We start from the raw sequence: 1,950 nt of genomic DNA, 5'->3' as shown, positions 1-1,950 counted from the left end.
GTACGCTGACGCCAAAACCCCAAAGTGGTAACCCTAAGAAGCGAATTTTTAGACTGAAGGCCGACCAAGCGCTCATAAACCGTATGGGCTTCAATAATAGGGGGGTTTTTGATGCGGTAGATCGGTTGAAAAAGAAGCACAATGTGATTATCGGGGGTAATATCGGTAAGAACAAAGTGACACCCAATGACGAAGCCGTTAAGGATTATCTTATTTGTTTTGATGCACTTTTTCCCCATGTGGATTACTTTGTGGTGAATGTTAGTTCACCGAACACCCCTGGTTTAAGGGCATTGCAGGATAAAGAGCCATTAACGGCCCTATTAAAGGCGTTAAAGAATGAAAACGCCAAAATTGTGGCAACACATCCGGGTGTTTCCCAAAAACCAATTTTGTTGAAAATTGCGCCCGATTTGACGAATGACCAATTATTGGATATTATAAAGATCGTGGAACACACCAAGATAGATGGCGTTATTGCGACGAATACGACCATTGCAAGGGAAGGACTAAAATCCTCGTTCATGTTGGTCGAGGAAAAAGGAGGTCTGAGTGGAAAGCCCTTAAGGGAACGAAGTACGGAAGTCATTCGGTTCTTAGCGGAAAAGAGCAACAAGGCGTTTCCTATCATTGGGGTAGGGGGCATCCATTCTGCTGAAGATGCTATGGAAAAACTTGATGCAGGTGCCGATTTGGTGCAACTTTATACGGGTTTTGTCTATGAAGGTCCTGCCTTGATAAATAGAATAAACAAGGCACTCCTGGCGAGGGAATAAGAGCGCTTCGAGGTGGTGGCAAATCCTTAATTTGGGTATGTTCATTACATCAGGCATAATTTATGATAAATGGGATACCTTGCCTGTTACGGCACGGGAATTTGTATTTTTCGCTATTAATTATCCACACCATTGAATTACGAAATTCTTTCAACGTTCATACTTGCATCCGCTGCACTGGCCATAGCACCAGGTCCCGATAATATTTATGTGTTGATGCAAAGTGTGGTCAACGGAAAAAAATATGGTTTGGCAACTGTCGGTGGATTGGTGTCGGGATGCCTAGTACACACCACACTATTGGCCTTTGGGGTATCTGCGATCATCAAGGAAAGTGATCAGATCTTCTTCCTGATCAAACTTTTTGGGGCCCTATACCTATTTTATTTGGCCTTTAAAGTATTTAAAAGTGATGGGAAAATACAATTGAGCCAAGGGGAAGTTCCGAAAATTGGACTAAAGCAATTGTTCAAACAAGGTTTTATCATGAATGTCCTTAATCCAAAGGTCACTATTTTCTATTTGGCCTTTTTCCCTGGTTTTCTGTTCAGTGAATCCCTTAATCCCATTATCCAGTTTTATGTGCTAGGCTTTATTTTTATGCTTGTGGCATTCATCATATTTGGATTGATTGCACTCCTTGCCGGATCGATTTCTTCGTATTTGAAAGGGCATTCAAATTTGGGTTATATCTTAAAGTGGCTTCAGATATCGGTCTTCTTGGGCATCGGCCTCTATATATTATTATCAAATAAATAATGTTAATTTTGGAATGCTTTCAATGCCATTTACATGTCCGATAAGGTAAAAATAATCGAATGTCCGAGGGATGCCATGCAGGGCATTAAAAACTTTATACCTTCGGTTCAAAAAGCAAAGTATATACAGGCATTGCTGGGTTGTGGGTTCGATACCATCGATTTTGGAAGTTTTGTTTCCCCTAGGGCGATACCCCAAATGGTTGACACGGCAGAAGTACTTTCTATGTTAGATCTATCCCGTACCACAAGCAAATTATTGGCCATTGTGGCGAATGTTAGAGGGGCTGAATCTGCCGTGGCGCATAAAGAGATCGATTATTTGGGATACCCATTTTCCATATCCGAAAATTTTCAAATGCGTAATACCCATAAGACCATAGCACAATCGGTCGAAATATTACGTGAGATATTGC

The 1,950-nt window shown here is 41.3% G+C and carries 2 protein-coding genes and 1 pseudogene; all 3 read left to right on the top strand.

The features are described 5' to 3' along the window. Window positions 1-776, top strand: a 776-nt coding sequence (locus WBM98_RS15670) for a quinone-dependent dihydroorotate dehydrogenase (RefSeq protein WP_424366963.1), incomplete at its 5' end; no start/stop codon positions are given. A 132-nt stretch (window positions 777-908) separates the two neighbouring features. Next, window positions 909-1,535 (top strand): LysE family translocator, encoded by a 627-nt coding sequence (locus WBM98_RS15665; RefSeq protein WP_424366962.1) that lies wholly within the window; start codon window positions 909-911, stop codon window positions 1,533-1,535. 33 nt (window positions 1,536-1,568) lie between these two features. Then, window positions 1,569-1,950: pseudogene (locus WBM98_RS15660) on the top strand (hydroxymethylglutaryl-CoA lyase); the annotation flags it as partial.

Origin of the sequence: Maribacter sp. (assembly GCF_049667165.1) — a bacterium.
Classification (GTDB): domain Bacteria; phylum Bacteroidota; class Bacteroidia; order Flavobacteriales; family Flavobacteriaceae; genus Maribacter_A.
The sequence above is the reverse complement of the archived record's forward strand: the minus strand, read 5'-3'. Positions and strand labels throughout refer to the sequence as shown.